This window comes from Cytobacillus sp. FSL K6-0129, assembly GCF_038007625.1.
GTDB classification, from domain to species: domain Bacteria; phylum Bacillota; class Bacilli; order Bacillales; family Cytobacillaceae; genus Cytobacillus; species Cytobacillus kochii.
The window spans coordinates 3,745,918-3,769,554 of the sequence record NZ_JBBOXM010000001.1; the positions used below are offsets into that span (position 1 = coordinate 3,745,918).

The window sequence follows — 23,637 nt, forward strand, 5'->3', positions numbered from 1 at the left end:
TAAACTTTTTCCTATACATTTTTTAAAAAAATAGATAGAAGGTAGGAGGTCACATAGGTTGGTGGAGATCATTCTTGCTGTATTCCTTTGTAGTATTTTAGTGGTCATTGGTGTATTAATTCAACGTAAGGGTAGTGTCAGTTTTATCGCTGGTTATAAAGAGGGAAGAGTAAGGAATGAAAAGAAGCTAGCCAATCGAGTCGGTCTGACTATTATCTTGTTTGCAGTGGAGTGTTTTTTACTTATTTTGATTCACTTATTACTCTTTCCGGTAAATGGTTTATACATTGGGATATTGGCGGTTGTTCATTTATTTGTTGTCTTTGCTTTATTTGTACAAGCGGTTATGGTTTAAAATAATTATTAAATTTTGGTCAAATCTCTCGTTCTATTACAGTTAAAAAAAGAAGAAAACCTCCCTTACGATTAATGGGAAGTTTTCATTTCATCATTTACGTTTGCTTCACATTTCCTTTAACAAATACCTGTTGATTAACTTTTATTAAAATACTTATCACGGCCATTAAAGCGGCAGATAGGAGAAAAACAAGCTGAACATTGAATGTTTCAGCGAGCCATCCCATCAGTAAAGAGGAAAGGGCGAAAATACCTGTGCCCAAAGCGCCTAGTGCGGCGTAGACCTTTGATAACTGTGTAAGTGACACACTCGTTTGAATCATTGTATGTTGCGGTATGCCTTTTATTTGCATAGAAGCACCAAATGAAAAGGCAAGGATAAGTGCAAGAACGGGTAGCGTATTAAAAGCGAATAAGAAAGTACTAAAAAACGCTGCGATGGCCCCTAACAGAAACACCTTTCGTATTTTGTTTTCTACTACATTTGCATACTTCATACAATAAAGACTGCCGAGAATGAGCCCAAGGAAAAAAGCGCCATTTATCCAGCCCCACCATTGATGGTCGGCTTGTAGCCTTTCACTCACAAATACATAGAGAATAGCAGCGATCCATACTGTAGTAGCGATGGAATCAAGCCCTTCAATATAGGCCATTTTTCGCAATATCGGTTTTCGATACAGGATGTGCCAACCTTCTTTCATTTCGGCAAACGGAGACGGTTGTTTTTCGTTTGAGCTTTGTACGCTGTTTAAAAAAGAAAGTAAACAACTAGATAAGAAGAATAAACCAATCACTACCCACAATAAGTTGTTGCTACCAATACGAATGAGCAACAAACTACTGATGAACCACATGCCAGCTTGAATGATTTGTGTAATCGTATCGAAAAACCCATTTGCTTTCACTAATTGTTCACTATTAACATAATGAGGAATCAATGTTTGGCTGATCGGATTCGCACAGCCATCGAGCAACCCGATGCCAGCAATGAGTAAAAAGACAATGATAAAAGGTACAGCAACCATTTCAGTTACAAGTAGGGTGAGTAGGATAATAATGATCGTTTTCCCAACTTGTGAAAAGGTGAGTAGCCATTTTAAGTTCCAACGATTCATCGCAAGCGGTGAAAGTAAACTTGATAGAAACATAGCTGATGTTATCGTAAAAGGGACAAATGCTGTATAAAAGCTTGACCCTGTCCATTGATATATCATACTAATGATTGATGTAATATAAAGAATATCCCCCATATTCGCAAGAGACTGCCCGGATACTAATAAAGCAAAATTTTTGTTTCGAAACATGATTATTTCCCCCAAGTTTTGTTCGTCTATAGTTGGATTTTTAGGGGTAAATCAAATTGGATTATTCAAGAATGCTTCAAACTCCTTTCGAACAATAGAAAGATAATGGGGGTCTCACTTTCTACAAATTTATCTATATGGAATAGAAGTGTTGTATATTTTTATCTTTTTAGGTATTCGTTTAAAATACTTCATTTTCCTTTGTTTATTAAAACTTTCAATCTCTTGTTTGTCGCGCAGCTTGATAAGAATACCAGGGGATGAAACTTTTTACAGTTATAGTGCCAGTTGTAAATTATATAAGCTGAACAGCTTCTTCTAATAATTCACTTGTTAACTGAGGGGAAGAATTCATTTGATTCATCTCGACTAGTTCCTTCAAAGATGATTTCATTAAGGCAAAGTGTTGATGTTCTTTGAAATATGGGAATGCCTTTTCTGCTAAGTATAGTTGGTATTTGTCTTGTTCATCTTCTAATTTATACTCCAATAATTTAAAAAGGTGTATAAAGACTTCTTCTTCTAGTTCTAGTGCTATTCTTTGTCCTTCGATAATATTTTTTCTTAAGGTTTTTTTACTACTTAAATGGCCTTCAACTGCAACGAGAATATAATTGAAAAGTCGATGAATGTAGACTTTACCTTTTTTATTACATAGGCGTATAGACTCCTTCAGGTATTGATAAGCTTCATTATATTCTTTTCTTTTGAGAAGCGTGTTTCCAAGATTGTTCAGTAACATCCCTTTTTTGTCATTATCATTAATTAATTCGCACGCATAAATTAATCGGTTATACATAGGTTTCACATCGACATAAGGATCTTCAGATATGTGTAATAACAACAAGGACTCCGCCTTAATTGCATCAGCGTAATTATTGATTTCTTTAAAGTATTTTAATGCCTTTTCTGCATACATGTATGCCATTACTTGTCTGCCTACATATTGATAACCAAGTGCTAAATGATAATAGAATTCCTCATTTGGGTAATAGGCAATCTGGATTTTATTGAAAATAGCGATGGCTTCATAATGATCATCTTTTTTAGAAGAATAGCGGATGAGATGCCATCCTTTCATATGAAGTAAAAAGTTTTTTTCATAAGGATTCATCCATGCTTCTACCTTGTCTAAAGAACCTAAGAGGGCATCGATCTCCTTCTTCTCCTCCTTTACGAACCAATATCGTAGCATTACCAGTTGATAAAAATAGGCATACTTAGTAGATAGTAAGTACGGTATATTATTTAAAATTCTTCGGTAAGACTCTACCTGTTTAATCTTATTCAAAATCAAAGCTTCATTGAAAGAATGCAATGTTTTTTCGATTTCCTCGAACTTTTCACTTTCTTTTTGTAAATCAATTTGTAACTTTTGCGAAAACAATTGAATAATTTCTAATGAATAATCTGTTTTACCATTCTCAATTTTACTCACATGTGTTGCGGTACAAATACCGTCACCTAATTGTGATTGAGTCATACCTTCTTTTTCTCTATAAAATTTAATAATATGGCCTACTGACAATGGTACTTACCCCCTAGATCTATTTAATTATTAATGTATACAATTGTAATATAGATTTATTGAATTGGTATATTATTTTTAATACTCTGTAATTATTTCTCTCGCTATTCTTCTTAAGACCGAAATAAAAATACAACCCTCCACTTAAACACCAGCGAGAATCTATTTGTTATAGTTGGTGATACACTTGAAAAGGAGGGAATTTTGTGATGGAGACAAGCGAATTTATTTATCTTGAAAAAACTATAAATGAATTAACAAAGGCCTATAAAAAGCTTTCATCAAACATTATTGATCAAGACCACAATTTTAAGGAATTACAAAAATATATGGTTGAATATAAAAATGAACTCGATAAATTCCAGGTGTATGACTACCAGCAAACTTTAAGTATGATAGACAAACATGGTTTCGCACGAGTGGTGGAACGTGAGCAGGTAAGAAAGCTTATAGAATCCCCATACTTCGGACGATTTGATTTTTTATATCATGGTGACCATCCTAGTGAGGCAGAGACGTTTTATATTGGGCGCTTCGGTTTTGCCGATGAAGAAGGCACACAAATTATCTATGATTGGCGCGCCCCTATTTGTAATATGTACTATGAATTTGAAGTCGGTGAGGCCTATTATATTGCGATGGATCAGCAGTTTGACGGAGAACTTATTAAGAAACGTCAGATTAAAATAGAAAATTCTAAACTCCAATATGTGCTTGATAGCTCATTAACAATACAAGATCAAGTTCTACAGCAAACATTAAATCAGCATACAAATGATAAGATGAGAACAATCGTCACTTCGATTCAACGAGAACAAAATAAAATAGTAAGGAATGAATCAGCGTATAATGTCATCATTCAAGGAGTTGCTGGTTCTGGAAAAACAGCTGTTGCTTTGCACCGCATAGCTTATTATTTATATAAATTCCGTGATACGTTACGAGCAGAACGTATTTTTATTTTGTCGCCGAACAAAGTATTCGGTGACTATATCTCTACCGTCTTACCCGAGCTAGGTGAAGAGCCAATTCGCTCCTTTACATTGGACGAGCTTACGGAAAACTTATTACCAGCTGGTGTAACTTTTAGATCATTTGAGGGAGAAACAAAAGAGATTCTATCGAATCCAAATGGGGAGCTGGCTTTACGTGCAAAAATGAAAGGGAATTATTCATTTGTTCAAAAGCTTCAATCCTTTTTATTTAACTTAGACTCAAGGCTTCTTAAAAACGAAAATATCTCCATTGCTGGTGTAGTGCTACAAGCTGATTATTTACAAGGGCGCTTCCTTCAATATCGAAGTGAGCCGATTGTTACACGTTTAGAACTTATGGCAGATGATATCATTCAAGCGCTTAAATCTAAGTGGGATAGAGAAGGGAAAATACCGAATAAAAGTGAAATCATAAAGCGTCTGAAAAAACGACTCTTGTTTTCTTCACCGTTAGAGATTTATCGTTCTTTTATCGAAACACAGGGGCAAAACTCTTTTAAGTTTTCGAAAAAACATTTTGAATTTAATGATGTATACCCTTATCTATTTGTACAGTTTTATTTTAAAGGTATCAAGCAGTATGAGCTCGTACAGCATTTTGTACTAGATGAAATGCAAGATTATACACCAATCCAATATGCTGTACTTTCTAAAGTGTTTACGTGTAAGCGAACAATCATTGGTGATTTTAGTCAGGCTATCTTACCATATGAAACGATATCAAAAGAGGCATTTGAAGCCATGTTTAATAATCTAGAATATGTAGAATTAACAACCAGCTATCGGTCATCATATGAAATTGCATTGTATGCAAAAAAATTCATGCATAATGGGGAAATTCATCCAATTGCAAGACACGGGGAAGAACCAAAAGAATGTATGTATTTAACATTTGAACAGATGCTGAAACAGATTCATGAAATTGCGATGAATGATTATCGAACTACGGCCATTATCTGTAAGGGGGAGAAAGACTTACAGATCTTGCAGGAACGTTTAAACATACCATTTACAGTACTGGATGGCCAAACGGGAAAGTTTGAAACAGGTCTAGTTTTAACGACGATTCAGTATGCGAAAGGTCTTGAATTTGATGTTGTTATCGTACCTTTTGTGAATGAAACCAATTATAGAACCGAATTTGATCGTGGGCTAATGTATATAGCCTCAACAAGAGCAATGCATGAATTAACCGTATTGGTAGATAAAGAAGCACCATCACCATTATTGTAGTTCTGTTAAGATAGCGATGATTGTTTTCAGATCATCCATCGCTATCTTTAATTGATTCATTAAATCGTCTGTTACATGGAAAAAATCCGAAGAAAAGGTGGGCGTTTGTAAAATTTGCAGGATATCTGTGTTTTTTTTCGATTGTTCCATTTCTTGAAATAAATGTGCAATGCTAGTAATCGAGAAATGTGCGCTGCGTAACGCGCGTATTACGAGTAATTTTTGAATATCACGATCTGTATAAATTCTTCGATTTTGCGTATTTCTTTTAATAGTATACAAATGATTCCGTTCCCAATTCCGTAATGTTTCTTCCGTTAACTGAAGCATAGAAGCAACGGACTTGTGGGAGTAAGTTTCACCTGTAATCGATTTGTTTTGTAATAAATTTTTCACCGTCTCAATTGCTTTTAAAGCAAACTCATATTCTGTTTGCAAATAGGTTAAATAGGATTCTGCTGCTCGTAAGCTATCTTTGAACTGTTCGCGGCCACTAAGTCTAACAATTTCTGTTGCCTTTTTGCGAAGGTTATTCTGTATAAATTCTTGTCTAAAAGCAAGTCTAGAGATTTCCATTTGCTTAAGATGAAGTTCAGAATAAACTCTGTAACCATTTGGTTTTCTTGGTACAGGCGAAATAAACTGCCATTCTTCATAAAGTCGTACTGTATTTGGATGGACCTTAGATAATTTAGCAATTTCACTAGTGTTCATAAAAAAAGCCACCTTACTAACTGAAGATAGAATGTAATGAAAAAAAGCCCACGAATAATTAAGGTTTATCATATCAACATGGTTAAAGCAAATGATAAAAATAGCTAGATATCCGAAAAAGGTTTCTATCTCTAGCCTTTCAATGTCATACTCTAATTGGTACAACTTGATTTTCTCCTAATTATTCTATAATAAATGATGAGGATTCTTGTAGCGAACTGTTTGCAAGAGACGTATACGCAGAAAAGACAGAAAAAAGACTGGTCACTTAGAGGAAAAAACCGAAATGAAAGCCGAGCAAAAGCGTTTTGCACGTCATTTGAATTTCTGAATATGGAAATGAAATCCAGACAAAGAGGTTGTGTGAGCTGTTCGTAGGTTTAGTCCATAAATCAGAAAAACCCAAAAATATGAGTGGGAACCTAAAAAGGCCCTAAGGCATAACGGATTGAACGCTAGCCATTTTCATAAAAAAACGAACAAAGACTATTATTCATAGTGTTTGTTCGTTATGATTACCACTCAGCTTACAAGATTCAATAATTATTCTAGTACTCCAATTGAATCGTAAGCAGCCATTACAGCAGCTGTTTCAGCGGAAGGTTCTCCATTTCTATCAGGATATAAATCACGTGCAGATTGCACCATAGCTTCTCTCATCTCGGAAAAATTAGATGATGGCACTAAATAGACTGTTAATGCTTTATAAAGAATTTTGCCTAATTTATCTGATCCTATTCCATTAACTGTCGTACCGTAATGATCTCCACCCTCTGCAATAAGGTAGGCTGCTTTATTGTTAATGCTACTATTAATATGGACGCCACCTTTATCTAACTCTCCTAAATAGCGATCATCATAATGGTCAGGATATGCATTATCTTTCATCCCATAGTTCGGGTGAAGGGAATTGTCTTTCGGGTTCTCTAGGGAGCGAAGCCCTCCATCGCCTGGGATATTAGGAGTGTATACATCTTCACCTATTACCCAATTTTTATCTTCTTCGGCTTTGGAATGATTCTCAGCTAACACACCGAAAATATCAGCAATGGATTCATTTAGTGCGCCTGATTCACCTTCATACGTTAAATTAGCTGTATTTGTTATCACGCCATGTGTCATTTCATGTCCTGCAACATCAAGTGCCCCTGCTAGTGAACTGAAGTATGAACCATCACCGTCTCCATAAAGCATTTGTTTCCCGTTCCACGCTGCGTTATTCCACTTTTCACCAATGTGCACGGTGCTAATAATCTTCATACCATCGTTATCTAAGCTATTACGATCATGTACGTTTTGATAGTATTTGTTTACCTTTATCGAGTTTTGTTGGGCAGAAATAGCTGCTGGATCGTAGAAGAAGTTAGACGCTGTCTCTACTTCAAATCCTGTAAATCCTAGTAAGGCAGATAAAAGGATAAAAGGCGTTTCACCCATTCTTTGTGCATCATACGTATGAATAGGTACTGAACGATTTTTGACAGTTTCTAATGAATATAAATGGGTTTTACCCGTTTCAATATTCTTTGTCGCATTGAAATTTTGCATTTTTCCTAATAAGTCTAATCCACGAGCACTGAGAGTTTCTGTTTCCGGCTCCGCAGAATGAAGAGCATTAAAGTGATGTTGTACTTCACCCGTATGCGCATCAATAAAATAATGGAAGTAACCAGGCTCAGGAATAGAAGTAGAGGCTTTTACTAAATAGGTCAGATGGTATTCATCATTCTTTGGAAATACCATCAGATCTGTTTCAATGCCATCATAATCTTTTATCGCACCAATTTCATTTTCTATCGCAGCTTTCGCCTGAGACTCAGCCTCTTCTTCAGTAATAGTAGGTGTTGTATTTATATTTACCTTGACTAACTCGTTATTTACTTCTCCGATAGAAGCATAAACATTTAAGTCCTCATCTAGTGAAATTGTTTGGCCTGAGCCGTAAACTGGGACCCCGTTAATTTGTTCAACGGTTTTCATATGAGTCGTTCCTATTTGTTTATCAACCTGTTCATCAATGATTTTAAATTGATTCACATTCTTTTTACTTGAACGTGCTTTAGGTTGGGGCTGATCTTTTAATTGGTCCTGTAAATAAGCTTGTACAACCTCCTCTTTATTTAATCCTTTCGGTGCTTGCCAGATGACTTCATTGGTCTCTGTTTGAATCGCTGCATATGTGGACAATGGAGAAAACCCCGTGAATGTGACGGACAAGGCTAATGCAGTGGGTAAAATCACTTTCTTAGTAAAATTTTTCTTCTTCAAAACAATCACCTCATATTCATTTTCTGTAAACAATTACAATTATTCTGAAAACTTAATGCTGCGTCAATATGTAAGCGATTGGGTTAATAAAACGCGACTTTGGACTCTCAACTCTATCATTTTCTATAGGAATCGCACGCTTTGTTAGGTCTAATTACAGATAAAAATAACCCAATTTATTTTTCAGATATTTCAGTTATATTATTGGTAGCAGAGAAAAACGATGAAGTTTTATGAAAGGAGAGTCATTCATATTGTTAAGTCTAGCAAAATTGACACTGCGCTTAATTGGTAATCTACTATTTCTGCTTATCTGTGTTTTATTATTTATCATGCTTTTTGCTCGATTCACTGGTAATGAACCCAATCTCTTTGGATACCAGGTTAAAACAGTGCTTTCTGGATCAATGGAGCCATTATTTAAAACAGGTTCAGTGATAGCGATTAACAGAACAGAAGAAAATCAAACCTATCAAAAAGGAGATATTATTACTTTCAAACTTGATGAGATCCTTATCACACATAGAATAGTAGAAACATCTTTAAAAGGTGGGGCAATTACGTATAAGACTAAAGGAGATAATAATGACGCTGTTGATAGATGGGAAGTCCCAGCACATCATGTGGTTGGGAAATATGCAGGTGTGACTATCCCCTATCTGGGCTATGTTCTGCATACCGCACAAACAAAAGCAGGAGCCGCATTATTAATGATTATTCCAGGCATCATTTTACTCTTCTCTGCCTTTGTGCAACCAGGGGAGAGAAAACCAAAAGAGGTATATACGCAGTAATTCTCTTCTCTACCAAGGGGAAGTGAAACATATATTAGGAGGAATGTTTACATGGGATTAAATTTTAAGTTAACAAAAAAGAATCTGATGACAGCTGCACTTGGATTATCATTAATTACCGGAGGCACTTATGCTTATTTTAGTGATAGTTTTGCCACTGAAAATACTTTTGCAGCAGGAACACTAGATTTAGCTGTAAATCCGAATTTTGTTGTGAATATTGATAATATCAAGCCAGGTGATGAAATCTATCGAGAATTCACTTTAGAGAATAATGGTACATTAGATATTCATAAAGTTCTGCTACAAACAGATTACTCTGTAGTGGATGCAAATGGGGATAATGTAGAAGATTTCGCTGACCATATCAAAGTAACGATTATGTATAATACAAGCAGCGCAACAGTCCCTGTTGTCGAAACTACATTGGCAGAATTATCGAATACAGAGCCAGACTTAACGGCTATCGATACATTCGTTGGCGGTGGACAAATACCCGATGGTATCCTAGCAGGGGAGAAAGAAAAAATGTTTGTGTTATTCGAATTTGTTGATAATGGACAAGATCAAAATCAATTTCAAGGTGATCAACTTCGCGTAAATTGGACATTTAATGCTGAGCAAACTGCCGGGGAATACTATGATGAGCAATAATGAGGTTAAATGTCTTTATATAAAAATGTGAAACATTGCTCTTGAACGAGGGATCCGCTTTAAGAGTGTCGCATGGAAGTGAATTGCGGTCTCTCAAATCAGAATGGCACATTGAGGCCATCGTAAAACTAGATACGGCGGTCTCAAATTAGGCATGTAAAATAAGAGCGCCACAAAAAACTCATGTACTCGAATCAAGCTATTCTATATTAGTAAGCTTCACCTTTAAATAGAGTGCCTGATGAAACATGTCATCAGGCACCCTAAAAAGGGCGTTTCCCTACTGCTGTTTTGGATGCTCCTTACTCAACCTTTCATTTCCTCGTTTAAAGTTACCAGTGAGTTTTGCCAACAATAATTGAATGTTTCCCTCTTCGTTCTCGATCTTATTTATGAACTTCGCCGCTTCTTTTCCATTGATTGTTTTTATGACTTTATGGTTGTAGGAAATCACAACTGATTGATTTTTCATTATTTGAAAACTAAATGGCTCTTCTTTTAAGTGTTCTCTTTTATCTTCCACTCCCATTTCAATCTCCTTCTATTAAATTTTATTTCTTTGCTAATGATATGAGCGAAACATCGGATAGTATTCAGCGTCTTTAATAAAATTATTTACCAAAAAAATGAAACTTTACAATTACCACCACGTATACATTATTGTAGCAAGTTTATAAAAAGGGGAGATTTTTTTATGGAAGCTGAATTAAAGCATGAGGTGGAGGAGCCAAAGAAACCACGTTTGTTTGGGATGATTGCCAATCCATCAGAGCAATTTGAGCGGATTAAGCAACAACCGAAGATCTGGGTACCACTATTATTAGTGACATTATTATTCACAGTGGGTATGATTATTACCGCTTCATCGATGGACCCAGCTTATCTTGGAATTGATGAGTTATCTCAAGCTGAACAAGATATGGTATACATGATTTCACTAATTATGTTTGTGATTATTGGTATCATTTCACCCATTTTTACGGTATTAATTTCTTCAGCTATTTATCTATTAATTTGTAAAATTGCCAGTTCTGATGTGTCATTTAAGCAGCTTTTCTCAATGAATACATACATTCTGGTTATCAGTGTCATTGGACTAATCTTGAATGGTGTCATTCGTATGATAATTGGTGGCAACCCAGAGTTAAATGTGACGAGTTTAGCATCTGTATTAAATGCAGAAGCTACGAGTGTTTGGGCGAGTATTGAAGTTTTCTCCATCTGGCAAACAATCCTTGTCGGTTTAGGTTTGCATAAAGTGGCGGGATTAAGTAAAGGTGTTGCATACGGTGTGGCCATTGCCTTCTTTATTATTAGTATGATTTTCGCATTAGTTACTTCTACGGCGGTCTAAGATAAATATGAAGAAAAAAACTTGGATCATTGTTGGAGTGGTAAGTGTAGTTTTGGTGATGATAGGCGCTAGCGTCTATCATCAAGCTTTTGCGAAAGGACCTTCTGTAACGACTGCAAATGCTGAGAATGAAGTAATTACAGATACGTTAATTGTGCCAGGTACATTATCTTTGAAAAATGAACAGAAAGTGTATCCTGGTATAGATGGCGAAGAAATTGCTGAAATCCTTGTAAAGGAAGGCGATGCTGTTGAAAAAGGTACAGCTGTCGCCAAGTATGATGATACACGAGTGGCGATGGAGCTTGAAAGGTTGAGTTTACAGATTGAATCTGGTTATTTACGAATCAATCAAGTGGACAAACAATTAGATCGACTCTCAGACCAAGAAAATGAATTGCGTGATCAAGTCGGCAAAAAAGAAGCCGCTAAGCAAATAGCACCGGAAAGAGATCAGCTGCAATTAGATTTAAGAATGGCAAATTTAGATGTTCGTCAGTTACTTCTAGAAAAGAAAGAAATTGAAGCACAACAAAAAGATTTAGAGATAAAAAGTAAATTAGACGGAACAATTTTACAAGTGAATGAAGACCAACCAACGGATCCAATGGCTCAGCAGCCAGTCATCCATATTGGTAATACGGATGAAATGGTAGCCCGAGGTGTTTTATCAGAATTTGAGTCTTTAAAGGTCGAGAAAGAGATGAAAGCGACAATTCGCACAGATGTATTACCTGATAAAGAATGGAAGGGGAAGGTTAATTTCATCGGTTTAATGCCAGATGAAAACAGCCAGTCTGTCGCTGGTGAAGCGACCCCAGCGCAATATGGAATGACAGTTGAAATTGAAGATGATATAACTGAATTGCGCACAGGATTCCAATTAATTATTGAAGTGGAGACAAGTAGTAAGAAGGCACTTACTGTCCCATCTGAGTCTGTGTTATCTGCGGATGGTGAATCTTATGTATATCTTTTAAGAGATGGAAAAGCTCATCGTCAAGACGTGAGTGTAGGCGTTGCCACTGGTGAAAAGATAGAGATATTAGATGGTTTAACAGCTGAAGATGATGTGATTACTAATCCTTCTGATGAATTGAGTGATGGCTTGGAAGTGGAAGTCGAATGATTCATTTACGAGAAATCACAAAATCTTACCAGATAGGCGATGAAATGGTCGATATTTTACAAAGCATTGACTTAACGATTGAAAATGGAGAGTCACTCGCAATTATGGGACCGTCTGGTTCTGGAAAATCGACATTAATGAATATTATTGGTTGTCTAGACCGACCGACGAATGGAACCTATCAACTAGACGGTGAAGATATATCGCAATATTCTGAAGTGGAACTAGCGAAAATTAGAAATCGGTCCATTGGTTTTGTCTTTCAACAATTTCACTTACTACCAAGGCTGACGGCTTTAAAAAATGTTGAACTTCCGATGATCTATAGTGGTCTGAATAAGAAGGAAAGAATGGCTAAAGCTGAGCGGGCGCTCATTAAGGTGGGTTTAGAAGACCGGATGGAACAGCTTCCGAGTTTGTTATCAGGCGGACAGAAGCAACGGGTAGCCATCGCCCGTGCACTTGTGAACGAACCGAAGTTAATCTTGGCTGATGAACCGACTGGCGCGCTCGATACAAAAACGAGTGAAAATATTATGGAGCTTTTTACCCAACTAAATAAAGAAGGTACTACGATTGTAACGGTAACACATGAACCGGAAATCGCCGCTTATGCGAGTCGTAGAATTCTCGTCCGCGATGGTATCATTGTCGAAAATGAGCGCCAAGTAGGGAGGCGATGACTTTGAGCCTTCTTGAAAGTATAAAAATGGCACTTAGTTCGTTAATGGCACATAAGCTGCGTTCCATTCTTACAATGATAGGGATCATTATCGGTGTTGGCTCTGTTATTATTGTTGTTGCTATTGGCCAGGGCGGGGAAGCCATGTTGAAATCGCAACTCACAGGCCCGGGAAATACGGTTGATTTATTTTATCAACCGTCAGATGAAGAGATAATGGCCAATCCTAATGCATTGTATGCCTCGGCTTTTTCACAAGAGGATATTCGCGCTTTAGAGGAAATTGATGAAGTGAAAAGGGTCGTTGCGTCAAGCTTAGAATTCGGCCCTGTCCAGTTTCGAGATCAGCAGATAGAAGCAACTTTAATGGGGATTAACGAATCTTATTTTCAATTGAACCCGTTAAATCTATCAGATGGAAGAGGTTTTACAACAGCAGATTTCTTAAGTGGAAAACGGGCTGTTATTGTTAGTCAATCACTTCAGGAAGAGCTATTTGAAGGAGAAGCAGCAGTGGGTGAGGTGATTCGCCTTGGTGCTCAACCGGTTGAAATTATTGGTGTGCTAGAAAAACCAACAGGGATTTTCTCCTTCGGTAGTATGGAAGTATACTTGCCTAGTTCGACTTGGTTAACGATTTATGGCAGTAGTGATATATCGCAAGTGACATTACAGACTGATTCGGCAGATGATCTACAGCAGGCAGGAGAGAAAGCAGTCTCTCTAATGAACAGTCGCTATAACACGGAAGAAGCATACCAAGTGTTAAATATGGAAGAAATCGCTGAAGGACTCGGTCAGGTCACAACAATTATGACGATGATTATTGGTAGTATTGCCGGGATCTCATTATTTGTCGGTGGAATTGGCGTCATGAATATCATGCTTGTCTCTGTCACAGAGCGTACGCGTGAAATTGGCATAAGAAAAGCGTTAGGCGCAACGAGACAGCAAGTATTAACTCAATTCCTCATAGAGTCAATTACACTTACTTTCATTGGTGGTGTAGTCGGTATTCTGCTTGGTTGGGGTGTGACAACATTAATTAGTCTATTTGCGGGTTGGCCGTCTCTCATGAGTTGGCAAGTCATTGCTGGAGGCATGCTATTCTCTATGCTAATCGGTGTCATCTTTGGGATATTACCTGCAAGTAAAGCATCAAAGCTCGACCCTATTGAATCATTGCGTTATGAATAATTAGAAGAAGTGTAGTAGATAAGCTGCACTTCTTTTTGTTAGAGGAGGAACCGTGATGTGGAACGATTTAAAAGCACTAGTATCAGAGCCGTCTATGCTCTTTAAACAGTTAAAGCAAACACCAAAGGTGAAAAGTGCCTTATTTATCGTCTTTATTTTATCCTTTATCCATATGTTTTTCGGTGCATTTTACGTAGAATCCAGTATATTTTCTGAAGTCGGTTTGGGTGAAATGGGAGGTATGTGGCTAAGTATCGTACCAATCTCTATTGCCAGTTTATTTGGTCCCATATTTTTTATAACAGTTGTGAGCTTAATAATTTGGGTCGTAACAAAAGTGGTCAAAACAGGTGCAACCTTTACACAATTATTTTCCATGTATACATATATTGTCATTGTAACGACTTTTGGTAATGTCTTGAATGTCATTATTCAAGCCCTAGTTGGTAGTGATGGCTTAATTAAGATAACAAGTATTGGTTATTTGTTTAACAGTGACGTGTCAAGTCCGCTACATATACTCGAAGTATTCTTTATATGGGAACTTATACTCGTAGGTATAGGTCTTCAATATACAGCTGGAATTAGGAGAATGTGGGCGTGGATAATGGTTAGTCTTTATGTTCTTTTCATTTTCATTATAACGATCCTCCCATAATGAAGGAAGAGAGACGGTGGTAAGCTGATAGATAAGAGGAATGAGATGTCTACCTAGGCGGTTTCGCCAAATGAAAAAAGAAGTGTGGGCAAATGAGAAATGCCCACACAACTTCTCTTGTCTAATTAGGAGAGCAATAAGTTATTCACCTACTTAAATTTCTTCCCAGACACTAGATTCACCTGGCACGTCCCCTTTTGACCACCATTTAGCCTTATAAAGTTGCCCATTAAACAGTACTTGGTCACCACCATAGTAAATGACTTCGCTATTCCATTCACGGTTTTCCGCTTCGCTGATGAGTTGCCACACACTCGATATACCAGGTTGATCCCCTTTTGTCCACCACTGTGCCTCATATGTTAAACCGTTATAAATTACACGATCCCCTTCTACATAAATAGTGTCTGTCTGCCAAGTATCGCTTTCAATAGGCGTTTCGGGTTCTGGGTCTGTGCTTGGTTCTTCCGGTTCAGGTATTGGCTCAGGATCAGGTTCGGGTGTAGGTATATTACTTTCACCAGAGAATTCGGCATCAATCACATGATAAAAGGCATTGCTTGTATTCGCCACATCCCATACAGCTAAGATCACATGATAGCCTTCACGCGCAGGTACGGTTACTTCATGTGAAACGGTTGAGCCTGGGACTGCCCCATGATCATTTTCTTCAAAGAAAGGGGTTAATTCAAATTGATCTCGTGTTAAGGGTGCATTAGGGTCCCAATCTTCTTTTGTTATGTAATAATGCCATTTGGCTGTTGAGTGAGCAGCAGTCAAATGCCATGTAAATGTTTGCTCCCCTGCATCCATATCGACTTTTGCCCATCGCGTTTCGGATTGTTCGTCCAATTCAGGAAATATCCCATTGGCAGAAGCAAATTGGCCATCTTCTAAACCTGCTTCAGGAAAACCATTTGTTGTTTCGGTTGATTGTGGTTCATACTGAACTCCGCCACAATTTTCATTGACACCTTGTGCACATAAAAGGGCACGAGAAGGTTGTTGCTCGACATAACCATGTCCGAATGCTGCACCTGGAGCCATAAGCATGGCAGTCATAAGTATCGCCCCACTGAGGTACCGTTTTTTCTTTCCATTCATATCCTTCATCTCCTTTAATAATTGAACGTACTAAAAGTGTATCGTTCTATTGGTTATGAATAAATGTCAGAAGGACCTAATTTTTCATTTAGATACGATAGCCCAAGTTTTGTAATATAATATCCAATTGATATCTGTATAGATAGAGGGAACAAGGGTAATGGTTTAACAAACGTTTGAGTTAGAGACGCTTTTATTGAAAAATAAATACTATAACCCTTGTTTTACAAGATAGTATCTTTTATACTGTTCCTATACCTTGTAAAACAAGATAGTGAAATGGGTGGAAAAGAAATGTCGCAAACACAAATGATGAAGGGAATTATCGATGGCTGTCTGTTAGCGATTATTGATGGTAAAGAGTGCTATGGCTATGAAATGGCTGAACGGCTAGGTGATTATGGCTTTGATGCGGTGAGTGAAGGGACGATCTATCCGCTACTCATGCGCATGCAAAGAGAAGGATTAGTCACTTCTGTTCGCAGAGCATCGACAGCTGGACCGCAGCGAAAATATTATTCTCTTACAAAAGAAGGCAAGCAGGCATTAGCAGAATTTATCCTGAGGTGGCAACAGCTAGAGAAAAGCGTCAATGCCGTCCTAAAAAAAGAAATGGAATAGTGGAGGTGGAAAAAATGGCATTAACACAGAAGAGTAGAAAATTTCTTGAGGACTTGCATATCTATTTACTATCAAGTGGAAAAAACCTCAACGAAATTAAGGAGATTACTACAGAACTCGAAGATCATCTAATAGAAGCAGAAGCAAATGGTAAATCGATTGACCAAATTGTAGGAGACTCCCCAAGTGCCTATATGGAGAGTATTTCAGGTGAAATGAAATCAGATCTTGCATCATGGGCAAAGTACTTTCCACTTGTCTTGCTGGGACCGATTGCTTTTACCATATTCGGAGATTTACTTGATAATGGAGTACTCGCTTATAGTCTATTTAATATCATTGGAATCATTGTTTATACCATCCTATTTATTATGGGTGTTTCCATTGTATTCAAATATACATCAAGAAAACAGACATCCGTCACAAAGGAAATAATCATCTTATCGTTACCAATCATCGTTAGCATGCTGTTTTATCTATTAGTCCTATTTTTGGATACAATGATAGACACACCGATCGTCAACTTTGGAGAAATCGGCAGTATTGTGTTGGGGAGCGTTGTATTCATACTCATCATCGCCTTCTCCATATGGAGCAAAACGATCATTATTCCAGTTGTTTTACTCGCACTTTTCTTACCAGATATTTTACTTAAGCAAACGGCGCTATCTGAATCAAGTAAGCTAATTATTGGCATGTTCATTACTTATAGCCTCATTGGGCTGTACTTGTTTTATATTTTTGCAAAGGAAAAGAAGAAGCAGCAAGGAAGTGAATGAGGTGCTAATAATAATTTATTTTGTTAGGCATACTCACTCTTTCTATACGCAACAGGGCTTAGAAACAGGCAAGAAAGTTTAACATTAAGGCAACCCAGGAGTATAGCGAAAAGATTAGATTTACTCAATTTGGAGAATTAAAGTCTAGAGCAAAATTATAACAAAAGGGGCTTAGTGTTAAGTCTAAAAACATTGAAGCTATTATACTTAAGTATTGGGGTGATTGTATGAAATATACTTGTCCTTGTTGTGGTTATAAAACATTAGATGAAGAACCGCCTGGAACTTATGATATTTGTAGTATCTGTTTTTGGGAAGATGATGGAGTTCAGTATAGTGACTCCGATTATGAGGGCGGTGCAAATATCCCTTCTTTAAGGCAAGCACAAAAAAACTATGTTGTATTTGGGGGTTGTGAAGAAAGATATATTGAGATTGTAAGAAAGCCTAATGAGAAAGACGTAAAAGACCCTAATTGGAAACCATTAAAATTTTAAAGAAAGTTATTCAGCTAAGGGAGCTTTCCTTAAATAAAGGGAAGACTCTTTGTTATTCTAGGGGGAATAAATATTATTTCATTATTAAAAATAAAAGAAGTGAAGATGGAAATCCTTAGTAAAGGTAACAAAGGGCAAACTATCATTATACTAACTGGAATGGGCTGTTCTTTTGATGAATGGTACAACATTACAAAGGTTTTAAGCCAAACAAACAGAGTAGTAATGTTTCACAGACCTGGACTTGGAGAAAGTGAAATTCGGAATGGGAATGAAACTCGTAATACACAGGCTGTCGTTAATGAATTACTTGAATTACTGACTGTTCTTGAAATTACTGAACCAATCATATTGGTTGGTCATTCATATGGAGGATTGTGTGCACAACACTTTGTTAAAACTCATCCTCAAAAGGTTGCAGGAATAGTTTTGGTGGATTCAACTTCTGTGGATTTACAGGAATTGGACCAGTTACATTTACCTGTATTGGATGAAGATGAGACCGATGAAGATTGGTTAGAGAAATGTAATTCTTATTCCTCGATGGAAGAAGAACAATTAAAGAGAATTTTAAATCCTACTATTCCTGAAGAGCTAAAATCAATTCCTGAAGAGATTCAACAAAGGTTATTAGATTTTCAAATAAAACCTTCTTTATACAAAGCTATGCATTCTGAAATAAGCAATTGGAAACAAGATGCTAAAATTATTAAGTCCTTAGAAACTACTATTAATGTACCATTAATTGTTTTAGGGAGAGATAAAGAGTTTAACATTAAGCTAGGAAAACAGGATGGGCTACCAGAAGGAGAATTAATAATCTTTGAAGAAAAATGGCAAGAACTCATTAACAGACAGGTTAACCTTTCTAACGATAGCAAAATTGTATTTGTAAGAGATGCAAGCCATTCTATACATATTAATAGACCAGGCATTATCATTCAAATAATTTCTGAGATTGTGAATAAACATACTTAGAGTAACGGATGCAATACTTGATTAATGGTATTGTTCCTTTCTTATGTCACATAAGGGGCAGGTTAGTTTAAGAAGGAAAACGAATCATATTGAAGAATAAAGTATGTTGAGCATAAAATAAAGGGGGAAATCAATGCGTAATGTCATTGTTTATCTTTTGGGGTTTGGCATTTTTTTAATTGGTTGTTCAAATGAATCAAGTATTATTAAAGTTGAAGCTTATAAGGCTGAGGATATTCCTTTTGAAGAAGGGTCAGGTAGAGTTACTATTGCTGTTAATGAACCAATTTCCGATGAAGTTGCCATTTCTGACGGACTTATTGAAGTAATTGTATCGGCAAAAGGCCTGAAACATTCTGCCAATTATGAGATTTCACTTGAAGGAGAGAAAAACCAAGGAGTCGTTTTTGGACCTAAGGAAAATGTTAAAATAACTTTTGGAACAATGGTGGGAGATACTTTATTTAAGCCTAATGAGCAAGGAGAATTGTTTGTATCAATGCAAAACCCATTAAGAATTGTATTAAATGTAAAAGAAACAAGAGTAGTTGTCTCAGAGGATGGAAAAGAAATTTTAAGGACCGAACCCTTTATTGTGTCGGAAAAACTCCCTAATAAGAAATAAAGCGTTGATCCAAGAAAGGATAAACGCTTTTTTATTGAACTTCTTAGTAAGTAACGTTTTTTAATATTCCTAACGTATATTTTAAGGTTAATATTTTTTAAATTGAGAGTGACAAGAAAACAGAATGAGTGACGCAAAGAATAAATGTTATTTACACTTTGCTGAGGGGATAATTATGAAAACTCACTATTATTTAGGTTGGTTTAACGATTTTTTTCCAGAGAATCTGGGTATGGCGTTACAGGAGGATATAACTGTTAGAAAATCGCTTGCTATGATTAGCTCGAATCCATCTGTTTTTGAAAATGATGGTGCTACTGAACGGTCGTGGCTTGAACAGGCTGGCATTATGTTTGATGAATATCATTTAATTAATTATCGCTTACAGAAGGAAGATGCCCAAACGATAATTCAAAATGCTTCCGTAATTTTCTTGTTGGGTGGCAATATTCTTAATCAAAATGGTTTTTTGATGGAGTATGAATTATCGGATTCGATTAAAAAAAGCAACGCCGTTGTAATGGGAGCAAGCGCTGGGGCAATCAACATGTCCGCTAAATGGTTATGCTCGAAAAACTTTGGAGATGAAGTTGAAATGAGCTCAGTTTACGACAGAATCGGTCTTGACAATTTTTCCGTCCTGTCTCATTTTGATCTTGAAAATAACATGGCACTGGTTCAAAGCGAACTATCTCCCCTATCGGAAGAAATAAATATTTATGCGTCGAACAAAGATTGCGCTGTACGTGTAAAAGGAGATAAAATCGACGTTTTTGGCAATGTATATTTAATTTCCGACTCAAAGATACAGAAGTTGGATGAGACGCTCTAGTTCTAGCGAATCACTATGGCTTAATTGAATTAATTTCTTTATGCACCGTCTCTATTTTAAATATATTGAAGGAGAACTAGCACGAGTGTTGAATTGCTTCTATTTTTCTACTTCACCCCTTCTACAAAATATTTAGTTAAAGTAATTAAATTCTTATTGATCTAAAGGGTGCGTTTCTGCAATTAGACAGAGACGCTTTTTCTATGCCGACAAAAAGGAAATTAATGTTAAACTACAGTTGCAGGAATGTGGAATAACAATAATTAAAGATTAACAAACATAAGGGGGATTTGAGTGAGGAAAATTACATTATCTATTATCTAATGGAAAAACTGGAGAAGTTGAGTGTTTAAGCTGTGCTTTGACAAGCGGACTTATTAAACCTGAAGGTGGCGTAGTGGTGGAAACTGAATATTTTCATGCACATCAAGATGTTGCATATCCAATAAGGGGCTTAATCATATTAGCTTCAAAACGTCATATTAAATGTTTTGATGAACTTACCGAAGAAGAAAGAATTGGCTACATGGGGGGAAGGTCATTGATAAAAGGACTGTATGAAGCATATTTACCAGTTAAAGATTTAGTACGTTCTATCGAGTTTTATGGAAAATTAGGTTTAAAACTATATAAAAGATATGAGAATGTAGTTTTTTTGGGTTGAGTGAATGGGAAAAATTGTACTCGTAACTTTAAATAGGTATGTTAAGTTTTTTTTATTCAATAAAATATTGCAAAACAATGTACGTAAATTATTTGGAGCATTAATTTAGGAGAATTAATGCTCCTGTTTTTCGAAATCTTTTGGAACTAGAAGGGGTAGCATTCCTGTAATAAAGAAAAGAGCTGCTACATAGATACACTAAGAAAGATTACACTCCCTCCATAGAGTCGTATAAAGTCATTGTTTACGAACTCAAAGGAGGAAGTGTAGCCCATACTAAATAACATTAACTCTAATCTAAGCGTTAGTATTTTATTAATTAAGATGCGACTTGAGATAGGTAATGGAGCGTTTCACGTAGATGCAAACAATAAATAATATGATAGACAGTATAAGTGAGAAGGGAATACTTAAAATTACTGGTAGATCAATGTCTTTCCAAATAGTCATAGGGATTTGTTCAAAGCCAAAAGTTCGTAAGATACCTGCAGCTAAGGAAAAAACGGCACTAAATATCAACCCTATATATAATATAAAAAGAACTGGTATTGCAAGTAGATAAAGAAAAGAACGTATCATTTTAAAAATAATCAAGTTTCCTCCCTCCTTATGATCTGATGAACAGTAGCAAGAGGTGATATTGTATAATGCTCTTTGTAATAAAGTTTCTGTATCTCACAGTTCTTATTAATAGTCACTACATTGCCTTCCACGGTTTTAGCAATTGTGTGAGATAGTTGGATAGTATCTCCTTTAATTTGCTGGCAAATTAGTTTCTTATTCCATGATGTTAAATTCATTTTTGTTTTTTCAACACATATATCATTCGCTATAAGTAGATCAATTTTATTTGGACCAGCTAATTTAAGGTGAAAGCTATCAGAATGTATTTCTTTCCCCTGAACTACGCCTATAGCATTCATTTGTGTTACATGAATAATATCTTTTATAGTAAGGCTTCCTGAACTAGTAAGTTGCTTTATCTCTCCTTTGTTTATTTTTAATATTCCACTATTAGTGAGTTTTTCCACTTTATTGTCTCCATTTAGGATACACTTTCCAGTGTTTTTTAATATTTCTGAAATAACTTGAAATTGAAACAAACTGTAACCATGAGTAGAGATTTCTTTCACTTGAACATCGTGCAGTACTTTAACTGAACCGCGGATTTTTAATTTTTCATAATCCTTGTCTATAGTATCTATAGTACCATTTGTGAGGGTTAAACTAAGAAGTTTTCCGTTTTGCTCATTTGCCATCATTTCACCACCATATAAATACTTTAATGAGTATATATTTTAATTATTAAAATATACACTCATTAAAGTATATTATTTCATGTTTGTCAATGATACTAATTAATTTATGGAAATTTAAATATTCTCAATAAAAAAAGGATTTCTGTGAAGAAAATCCTTAGAATATAGTACTCATTAACGTATTTACTTCTTTTAAAACTTTTGCTATGGAAGTGAGTTTCTCACGAGGAACTTTAAGGAATACTTCTTGAACTTTAACTTCTCCCTCAGGTGTTAACATGATATTTACTACGCGGCGATCTTCTAGTTCACGTACACGTTGTATAAGGCTTAGTTTCTCTAATTTATCAACCATAGATGTGATAGCTCCTGGGGTTACACTAAATATTTCTGCAATTTCGGTTATTTTCATCATCCCATTAATTTTTAATTGCAAAAGAAGCACCAGCTGGTTTTGGTGGAGTAACTCATTCTCCGTTAATAGGTTGGTAAAAGCTTTAGATTTTTGTTGAATTTCTAGCATTTCTTTTATGATAACTTCTATTTCTTGTGTTTGACTTGGTTTTGACATGTGATCACAGCCTATTTATATTTTTAAACCAATTTCCAATACAATGGTTTACTTAACAATTCAAATTATACAGCATAGGTTTGTCTTGGAAAATATTCAATTTAATTAAAATAGCTTCAAAGAAATAAATTGTAGTATGGGTTAATGTTCTTTTTTAAACAAATCAGCAGTTTTCATAATAAGAAACATTGTTATCGGTTGTGGAGCATTACACTTAAACTAACAGGTGCAAGAGTTAAAGATGAGGATCGCTGGAGCGTTCTTTTTTTTCTTGTTTAACAAAAGTGGCAGGTTAGTGGAATAAGAAATAAGCATAATTCTGTTATCAAAGTATTGTCTCAGGTAATATATGTATAGTTAAAAATTTTTAGTTATAAATATTCATTAGAAGAGTAAGGAGAATTTATGTGATAACACGTACTTGGCACGGAATAGTACCACTAGAGAAAAAGGCAGATTTTGAAGACCATTTAAACAAAACAGGGGTTGAAGAATCTATTTCACTAGATGGAAATTTAGGTGCATATGTAAAAATTGTAGAGCAAGATAAATATGCCCATTTCTTTCTTTGTACAGTTTGGTCATCGTGGGATGTCATTCATCTTTTTGCAGGTAGTGAACCAACTATTGCTGTTACTTACCCTGAAGATGAGAAATATGGTCTAATTTCCGACCCAATTGTAATACACCAAGAAGTTAGTACTATTGAAAATCCATTTATTTAATGTCCATCTGAAAAAATTGTGAATAAATACACTTAAATTAACGGGTACTTTAATTTAGGCTGTTTTCGTATAGATTGTTGCTTTCTTGACCATACTTATAAAGGGTTGATAA

Annotated in this window: 25 protein-coding genes and 1 pseudogene; 17 read left to right on the forward strand and 9 right to left on the reverse strand. The window is 35.9% G+C overall.

Annotated elements, in window-relative coordinates; all coding sequences use genetic code 11:
* Positions 1-58: 58 nt before the first annotated feature.
* Complete coding sequence (locus tag MHI57_RS19010; RefSeq protein WP_095370637.1) at positions 59-355, forward strand: hypothetical protein; 297 nt, start codon at positions 59-61, stop codon at positions 353-355.
* A gap of 97 nt (positions 356-452) precedes the next feature.
* Here the strand turns inward: MHI57_RS19010 and MHI57_RS19015 are convergent, their stop codons facing one another.
* Together MHI57_RS19015 and MHI57_RS19020 are read right to left on the reverse strand one after the other, a co-directional pair.
* Complete coding sequence (locus tag MHI57_RS19015) at positions 453-1,664, reverse strand: MFS transporter (protein WP_340977780.1); 1,212 nt, start codon at positions 1,662-1,664, stop codon at positions 453-455.
* A 295-nt stretch (positions 1,665-1,959) separates the two neighbouring features.
* The gene (locus MHI57_RS19020) at positions 1,960-3,192 is read right to left on the reverse strand and encodes a helix-turn-helix domain-containing protein (protein ID WP_340977782.1); all 1,233 of its coding nucleotides are present in this window, start codon (positions 3,190-3,192) and stop codon (positions 1,960-1,962) included.
* 209 nt (positions 3,193-3,401) lie between these two features.
* Between MHI57_RS19020 and MHI57_RS19025 the strand changes: the two genes are divergently transcribed.
* Complete coding sequence (locus tag MHI57_RS19025) at positions 3,402-5,420, forward strand: HelD family protein (protein ID WP_340978662.1); 2,019 nt, start codon at positions 3,402-3,404, stop codon at positions 5,418-5,420.
* On the opposite strand, the gene MHI57_RS19030 is transcribed toward MHI57_RS19025, so the two are convergent.
* Together MHI57_RS19030 and MHI57_RS19035 are read right to left on the reverse strand one after the other, a co-directional pair.
* Complete coding sequence (locus MHI57_RS19030; protein ID WP_340977784.1) at positions 5,412-6,134, reverse strand: MerR family transcriptional regulator; 723 nt, start codon at positions 6,132-6,134, stop codon at positions 5,412-5,414. The two genes, MHI57_RS19025 and MHI57_RS19030, sit on opposite strands and share 9 nt — an antisense overlap.
* A gap of 543 nt (positions 6,135-6,677) precedes the next feature.
* On the reverse strand, positions 6,678-8,402 hold the full coding sequence (locus tag MHI57_RS19035; protein ID WP_340977785.1) for a M4 family metallopeptidase: 1,725 nt from the start codon (positions 8,400-8,402) through the stop codon (positions 6,678-6,680).
* Between the two features lie 254 nt (positions 8,403-8,656).
* On the opposite strand from MHI57_RS19035, the gene sipW reads away from it, so the two are divergent.
* Positions 8,657-9,196, forward strand: a complete 540-nt coding sequence (gene sipW / locus MHI57_RS19040) for a signal peptidase I SipW (RefSeq protein WP_340977787.1) — start codon at positions 8,657-8,659, stop codon at positions 9,194-9,196.
* A 51-nt stretch (positions 9,197-9,247) separates the two neighbouring features.
* Positions 9,248-9,850, forward strand: a complete 603-nt coding sequence (locus MHI57_RS19045) for a TasA family protein (protein WP_340977788.1) — start codon at positions 9,248-9,250, stop codon at positions 9,848-9,850.
* A 280-nt stretch (positions 9,851-10,130) separates the two neighbouring features.
* Here MHI57_RS19045 and MHI57_RS19050 read toward each other — a convergent pair whose 3' ends face one another.
* On the reverse strand, positions 10,131-10,379 hold the full coding sequence (locus MHI57_RS19050) for a hypothetical protein (protein ID WP_095370629.1): 249 nt from the start codon (positions 10,377-10,379) through the stop codon (positions 10,131-10,133).
* Between the two features lie 165 nt (positions 10,380-10,544).
* On the opposite strand from MHI57_RS19050, the gene MHI57_RS19055 reads away from it, so the two are divergent.
* Genes MHI57_RS19055 through MHI57_RS19075 form a run of 5 tightly spaced genes read left to right on the forward strand, consistent with a single transcriptional unit; the run spans position 10,545 to position 14,870 of the window.
* Positions 10,545-11,204, forward strand: coding sequence for a Yip1 family protein (locus MHI57_RS19055; RefSeq protein ID WP_307315176.1), 660 nt, complete (start codon positions 10,545-10,547; stop codon positions 11,202-11,204).
* 7 nt (positions 11,205-11,211) lie between these two features.
* Positions 11,212-12,333: an efflux RND transporter periplasmic adaptor subunit gene (locus MHI57_RS19060; RefSeq protein WP_307315174.1), complete on the forward strand. Its 1,122-nt coding sequence runs from the start codon at positions 11,212-11,214 to the stop codon at positions 12,331-12,333.
* A complete protein-coding gene (locus tag MHI57_RS19065; RefSeq protein WP_095370626.1) occupies positions 12,330-13,016 on the forward strand; it encodes an ABC transporter ATP-binding protein in 687 nt (228 codons plus the stop codon). Before MHI57_RS19060 ends, MHI57_RS19065 begins: the two co-directional genes overlap by 4 nt.
* 2 nt (positions 13,017-13,018) lie before the next feature.
* Positions 13,019-14,212: an ABC transporter permease gene (locus MHI57_RS19070; RefSeq protein WP_095370625.1), complete on the forward strand. Its 1,194-nt coding sequence runs from the start codon at positions 13,019-13,021 to the stop codon at positions 14,210-14,212.
* Between the two features lie 55 nt (positions 14,213-14,267).
* On the forward strand, positions 14,268-14,870 hold the full coding sequence (locus MHI57_RS19075; RefSeq protein WP_095370624.1) for a YIP1 family protein: 603 nt from the start codon (positions 14,268-14,270) through the stop codon (positions 14,868-14,870).
* A 153-nt stretch (positions 14,871-15,023) separates the two neighbouring features.
* On the opposite strand, the gene MHI57_RS19080 is transcribed toward MHI57_RS19075, so the two are convergent.
* The gene (locus MHI57_RS19080; protein WP_340977789.1) at positions 15,024-15,974 is read right to left on the reverse strand and encodes a lytic polysaccharide monooxygenase; all 951 of its coding nucleotides are present in this window, start codon (positions 15,972-15,974) and stop codon (positions 15,024-15,026) included.
* 294 nt (positions 15,975-16,268) lie between these two features.
* Here MHI57_RS19080 and MHI57_RS19085 point away from each other — a divergent pair, with 294 nt between their 5' ends.
* The 7 genes and pseudogenes from MHI57_RS19085 to MHI57_RS25090 all read left to right on the forward strand — a co-directional run.
* A complete protein-coding gene (locus MHI57_RS19085) occupies positions 16,269-16,595 on the forward strand; it encodes a PadR family transcriptional regulator (RefSeq protein ID WP_095370623.1) in 327 nt (108 codons plus the stop codon).
* A gap of 14 nt (positions 16,596-16,609) precedes the next feature.
* The gene (locus MHI57_RS19090) at positions 16,610-17,374 is read left to right on the forward strand and encodes an HAAS domain-containing protein (protein ID WP_322910169.1); all 765 of its coding nucleotides are present in this window, start codon (positions 16,610-16,612) and stop codon (positions 17,372-17,374) included.
* A gap of 227 nt (positions 17,375-17,601) precedes the next feature.
* The gene (locus MHI57_RS19095; RefSeq protein ID WP_340977792.1) at positions 17,602-17,871 is read left to right on the forward strand and encodes a CPCC family cysteine-rich protein; all 270 of its coding nucleotides are present in this window, start codon (positions 17,602-17,604) and stop codon (positions 17,869-17,871) included.
* A gap of 99 nt (positions 17,872-17,970) precedes the next feature.
* Positions 17,971-18,849, forward strand: coding sequence for an alpha/beta fold hydrolase (locus MHI57_RS19100; protein WP_340977793.1), 879 nt, complete (start codon positions 17,971-17,973; stop codon positions 18,847-18,849).
* Positions 18,850-18,982: 133 nt separating this feature from the next.
* A complete protein-coding gene (locus MHI57_RS19105; RefSeq protein WP_281202745.1) occupies positions 18,983-19,474 on the forward strand; it encodes a hypothetical protein in 492 nt (163 codons plus the stop codon).
* A gap of 175 nt (positions 19,475-19,649) precedes the next feature.
* A complete protein-coding gene (locus MHI57_RS19110) occupies positions 19,650-20,306 on the forward strand; it encodes a Type 1 glutamine amidotransferase-like domain-containing protein (protein WP_340977795.1) in 657 nt (218 codons plus the stop codon).
* 361 nt (positions 20,307-20,667) lie between these two features.
* Positions 20,668-20,835: pseudogene (locus MHI57_RS25090) on the forward strand (HIT family protein); the annotation flags it as partial.
* A 450-nt stretch (positions 20,836-21,285) separates the two neighbouring features.
* On the opposite strand, the gene MHI57_RS19120 reads toward MHI57_RS25090, so the two are convergent.
* From MHI57_RS19120 to MHI57_RS19130, 3 genes are all read right to left on the reverse strand, one after another.
* Positions 21,286-21,564 (reverse strand): hypothetical protein, encoded by a 279-nt coding sequence (locus MHI57_RS19120; protein WP_340977797.1) that lies wholly within the window; start codon positions 21,562-21,564, stop codon positions 21,286-21,288.
* Positions 21,561-22,229, reverse strand: a complete 669-nt coding sequence (locus MHI57_RS19125) for a hypothetical protein (protein ID WP_340977798.1) — start codon at positions 22,227-22,229, stop codon at positions 21,561-21,563. The genes MHI57_RS19120 and MHI57_RS19125 overlap by 4 nt, the downstream gene beginning before the upstream one ends.
* 157 nt (positions 22,230-22,386) lie before the next feature.
* Positions 22,387-22,800 (reverse strand): MarR family winged helix-turn-helix transcriptional regulator, encoded by a 414-nt coding sequence (locus MHI57_RS19130; RefSeq protein WP_340977800.1) that lies wholly within the window; start codon positions 22,798-22,800, stop codon positions 22,387-22,389.
* Positions 22,801-23,207: 407 nt separating this feature from the next.
* Between MHI57_RS19130 and MHI57_RS19135 the strand changes: the two genes are divergently transcribed.
* Positions 23,208-23,525, forward strand: coding sequence for a hypothetical protein (locus MHI57_RS19135; protein WP_340977802.1), 318 nt, complete (start codon positions 23,208-23,210; stop codon positions 23,523-23,525).
* Positions 23,526-23,637 lie beyond the last annotated feature (112 nt).